Origin of the sequence: Candidatus Chordibacter forsetii, from assembly GCF_964187505.1 — a bacterium.
GTDB lineage: Bacteria > Verrucomicrobiota > Verrucomicrobiia > Opitutales > Seribacteraceae > Chordibacter > Chordibacter forsetii.
In genome coordinates this window covers 1-4,131 of record NZ_CAXLML010000104.1, presented here as the reverse complement: position 1 = coordinate 4,131, position 4,131 = coordinate 1, and the positions used below count along the sequence as shown (strand labels likewise).

Sequence of the window (4,131 nt, the reverse complement as noted above, 5' to 3'; positions counted from 1 at the left end):
ACCAAGGTCAGGCACTTGCCATTTTACATGTGGAATAGTGTAGGCCAGGTAGAGAAAGAACGGTGTAGCCTGATGGTTATTTACGAACTTAAAGGCTTCTTGGGTAAGCAGATCATGGCTGTAATCATTTTGCTTCCCGTTGGCATTATCGAGCGTAACCTTTTGATCATTTTTCCAGAGGTATTCCGGGTAGTACTCATGGGCCTGCCTTTGATCGGTATAGCCATAGAAATAATCAAACCCTTGCTTGTTTGGATTGCCCGAATTATGGAAACCACCAAGGCCCCACTTTCCAATGCAGGCAGTAGTGTAGCCTGCTCGTTTCATGAGTTTACCGATGGTTTCGGAATTAGCGGGGATAGGAGTTTGTCCTACTGGATAGCCTGGGCTATTCGCACGGACATAAGCATGACCCGGATGTTTGCCGGTTACGAGAGAAGCTCGGGATGGAGCACAGACTGCATTGCCACAATAGTGATCGGTGAATCGCATTCCCCGTACGGCAAGGGTATCGAGCTCGGGCGTTTTGATCATTTTTTGTCCGTTGTAGCCCACCTCACCATAGCCTAAATCATCCGCGAGTATGTAAATGACATTAGGCTTTTGATCAGATGCCAATACAAGGTTTCCAAGAGTTAACAAAAAAGAAAATACATAGAGCTTTTTCATTCATAAAATAAAACTACTCTCACTTTGTTTTGGCAACTAGTATAGAGTTTTTTTGTTCTTTCGCGTTACGATCAATTTAATTCCCCAAATTTCATTGACTTACAAATTTTGGTTATAGTTGTATGCCCTTCACATGAATGCCCTAAAAAAATCTCCCTACTTTCTTTCCCAACGTCTAGGGCGATGGAAATGGCCATGGCTTATTCTTGCAATTCTTTCGGTTATCCCAGTGGCTATCTTGGCTAGTAATTTATTTGATTACCTTCTGGAAGTATTTTCAAAATCCACAGGTACCCCTTGGTATAGGCTCTTCATGGAAACAGATCAAGCAACTGATCCGCCCTTGGTTTTGCTGGAGTTACTTTGCGTGGGACTTTTATGCTGGCCGATTGCTATTGTCGGTTCTTTGATTCAAGGCCGAGCGGTTAAGACCTTGGTTGCTCCAATTAAGTCTTTCCGTTGGGGGTTAGTTGGAAAAACAATTTTGTTGGTAATGCTTATCCAACTCCTGTTTTTCCTGATCCCTATACCTGGATTGAATGAATTTGAGCCGATTTTTAAATTTAATGGTTTCCGTACAGAACATGGCTATTGGTTGTTGCCCATGATCGTTTGCATCCTTCTTCAAACCACCGGGGAAGATGTCTTTTTTAAAGGATTTTTGTTACGTCAATTCGGAGCAGTTGTTCCCGTTTTCTGGTTCGCGCCGGTATTGGTAACAGCTTGTTTTGTCAGCATTCATTTTGGCAATCCTGATTTTATGAAAAACATCGGTGCGATTTTGGTGTACTTCGTAATGACTGAGTTAATCATTATCTTTTTCTTGATGCGCTCAGGTGGAATGGAAATTCCTTTAGTCCTTCATTTCCTCAATAATTTCATTCTCTTTATGGTCTGTGCAGAGGAGGGGACGCAGGCTAATGAACTTACCCTTTGGGTTTATGAAAAATGTGAGGATGATTTCATAAACCGCGTAAGAATCTATATCTCTCTGGGCCAAGAATTGATCTTGTTCGCTGGTCTCTATTTGATGTTTTTCTGGCATCGATCTCCCTATTATATTCATCCATTGAATAGGGATTCCACAGGCCCCTAAATCACTCTAAATGGAATAAGCAATTTTCTGTTCTCTAGAGAAGAAAATAAATAACACCAGTAACGACACCTGCCCCAATAAGATTCAGGACGAACCCTTCTGTCGCCATCCGTTTCACACTAATCTTTCCAGTGCCAAAAACGATTGCATTGGGTATGGTTGCTACCGGGAGCATGAAGGCACAGCTTGCACTAAGGGCGGCAGGGATCATCAAAAGCTTGGGGTCGAGATTGGCAGACACAGCAGCTGCTCCAAGGATGGGCATCAATAGGTTAGTGGTTGCGGTATTGGAGGTCATCTCGGTGAGGAAAGTGACGAGTAAACAAATTCCGACTAACACGCCAATTGTAGGCAGGTTCTCCACTCCGGATAGGGCGGAGGCAATGGATTGGCTCAGGCCGGACTGTTTGAATGCTTCCCCCAGGCAAAGACCAGCACCCACCAGAATGAGCATACCCCAGGGAATCTGGTTGGCGGTTTTCCAATCGAGCAAACGCTCTCCCTTTTTCTCTCCGCTTGGCAGACAGAAGAGAAGAAGGACTGCAACAAAGGCGACACTGGCATCGTTGGCCTGAGGGAGCTCGAGCCAAGTTTTCCATCCGCCAAACGGCTCCGAACGGGTGATCCATGCCAGGGCAGTCAGGCTAAAAATAGTCAGGGTACGAATCTCTGGCTTGCTCCAACTTCCCGGATGGGGAAGAGATACCACGCCTTTGCCCGAGACCTTACGGGTCAGCCAGAGCCAGATTACCAGGGTCATCACTAGGGTGACCGGCATTCCAAAGGTCATCCAGTCAGAGAAGGACAGTTCAGGAAAACCGAGGTCTTTATACGCACCCATCATTACTAGGTTCGGAGGCGTGCCAATTGGGGTGCCGATTCCCCCTATGTTGGCGGCAAAGGCAATACCGAGCAGAAGAGGGATGGTCAGTTTTTTATTTTCACTCCCCTGAATTACCGCCAGAGCCATCGGTAACATCATCAGCGTACAAGCCGTATTGGATATCCACATGCTAAGAAATGCGGTTGCTCCCATGAATCCGAGCACAAGAAACTTGTCACTGGCCGGAAAGGTACGGACCATGGCGATAGCGATGCGTCGGTGAGCCCCGCTCTTTTCCATGGCTTTTGAGAGAAGGAACCCACCGAGGAGCAAAAGTACCAAGGGATGCCCATACTTCTCGCCCACGGTCTGGGGAGAAAGAACCCCAAACATAGGCAAGAAGGCAAGGGGGATGAGAGAGGCCACCGGAATCGGTACCGCCTCAAAAATCCACCACAGGGCAGTCCAGATGGCAATGGCCAAAGTGAGGGCAGCGGATAGTTCCAAACCACCCATAGATTTACCTATCCAACCAATTAATAGAGCTATAAGTGGCGCTACCCATAGTAAGGAATTCCCCAAAAGTGTGGACTCTTGAGGAGAGCCATTTGGATTATCTGGGAGCATTGCTTTTTTGAAAAATCAAGGGAAGCTTTTTTGAGGTTAGCTTACTTAGGACGATTTTTTCTAAATCGTATCCATCCATAGAGAGCGATGCTTATTAGGAGGGTTATGCAACCGGGTATTCCGATTAAAATAAAAATAAGGGTGCCAAGCATACCCGCACCTTCATTGTTCGGATTTCCTCCAATAATGAGTGGGGTATAAAACCATGAGGTCGCACCGATGACCAGCATGGGCAATCCGACAATGAGTAAGCTTTTTGGTAGGGGAATGGAAAAACTGAGTAAAAAAATGATACAACCCAAACCAGATAGGCAGGGGCCCCAAAATTGAATCATTTGGAGACTTTTGGGAATGAAATTAAGAGAAGATGGGAGCCAAAAACTGAGAGATGTAATCACCCCAATTATGATTAAAAACAAACTTACCAGAAGTAAGGTAAGTTTTGGTTGTTTGAATTTGCTCATCAATTTTATTTTTCCTCTCTCCCAGATATCAAACACTGAGCAATTGGTGGATGCCCGTTGATAAGATTGAATCTAGGACTGCAACCTAATCTTCTTCACCTAACAAGTTCGATACCTTGGTCAGTTATTTTTATCTTTCGTTGTTTATATAATTTTCCGATGGCCTGTTTGAATACTTTTTTGCTTATTTGAAAAGTATCTACGATGTCTTCCGGGGAACTTTTGTCATTAAAGTCGGATCTTCCACCTCTCGATTTGAGATGTTCTAAAATTTTATCTGTTGTTTGATAAACATGCCTGCCCTGACTGGGTTGTAGGGATACATCTATTCTTCCATCTTCCCGTACACATTTAATATATGCTTTGAGCCTTTGGCCTTCCTCATAGTAACCGTAAACCTGATTCTCATAGACCAAACCAATATATTCATCGTTAATGGCAACCTTGATTCC

Annotated in this window: 6 protein-coding genes; 2 read left to right on the top strand and 4 right to left on the bottom strand. The window is 44.6% G+C overall.

Features of this window, described 5'->3' with window-relative positions:
- Positions 1 to 669: sulfatase-like hydrolase/transferase (locus ACKPQ4_RS04945; RefSeq protein WP_407680099.1), on the bottom strand; the 669-nt coding region annotated here is incomplete at its 3' end.
- A gap of 133 nt (positions 670 to 802) precedes the next feature.
- Between ACKPQ4_RS04945 and ACKPQ4_RS04940 the strand changes: the two genes are divergently transcribed.
- Complete coding sequence (locus tag ACKPQ4_RS04940) at positions 803 to 1,765, top strand: CPBP family glutamic-type intramembrane protease (protein WP_407680098.1); 963 nt, start codon at positions 803 to 805, stop codon at positions 1,763 to 1,765.
- Positions 1,766 to 1,799: 34 nt separating this feature from the next.
- Here the strand turns inward: ACKPQ4_RS04940 and ACKPQ4_RS04935 are convergent, their stop codons facing one another.
- Together ACKPQ4_RS04935 and ACKPQ4_RS04930 are read right to left on the bottom strand one after the other, a co-directional pair.
- Entirely contained in the window at positions 1,800 to 3,215 is a 1,416-nt protein-coding gene (locus ACKPQ4_RS04935; RefSeq protein WP_407680097.1) for an SLC13 family permease, read from the bottom strand.
- Between the two features lie 41 nt (positions 3,216 to 3,256).
- Positions 3,257 to 3,550 (bottom strand): hypothetical protein, encoded by a 294-nt coding sequence (locus tag ACKPQ4_RS04930; RefSeq protein WP_407680096.1) that lies wholly within the window; start codon positions 3,548 to 3,550, stop codon positions 3,257 to 3,259.
- A gap of 16 nt (positions 3,551 to 3,566) precedes the next feature.
- Here ACKPQ4_RS04930 and ACKPQ4_RS04925 point away from each other — a divergent pair, with 16 nt between their 5' ends.
- Complete coding sequence (locus ACKPQ4_RS04925; protein WP_407680095.1) at positions 3,567 to 3,740, top strand: hypothetical protein; 174 nt, start codon at positions 3,567 to 3,569, stop codon at positions 3,738 to 3,740.
- A 34-nt stretch (positions 3,741 to 3,774) separates the two neighbouring features.
- Here ACKPQ4_RS04925 and ACKPQ4_RS04920 read toward each other — a convergent pair.
- Positions 3,775 to 4,131: S1 RNA-binding domain-containing protein (locus ACKPQ4_RS04920; protein ID WP_407680094.1), on the bottom strand; the 357-nt coding region annotated here is incomplete at its 5' end.

What these genes read in the sequence shown, in the direction of transcription:
- ACKPQ4_RS04930 (WP_407680096.1), bottom strand. Translation starts at nt 3,550, where the DNA reads ATGATTCAATTTTGGGGCCCCTGCCTATCTGGTTTGGGTTGTATCATT.
- ACKPQ4_RS04925 (WP_407680095.1), top strand. Translation starts at nt 3,567, where the DNA reads ATGAAATTAAGAGAAGATGGGAGCCAAAAACTGAGAGATGTAATCACC.
- ACKPQ4_RS04940 (WP_407680098.1), top strand. Translation starts at nt 803, where the DNA reads ATGAATGCCCTAAAAAAATCTCCCTACTTTCTTTCCCAACGTCTAGGG.
- ACKPQ4_RS04935 (WP_407680097.1), bottom strand. Translation starts at nt 3,215, where the DNA reads ATGCTCCCAGATAATCCAAATGGCTCTCCTCAAGAGTCCACACTTTTG.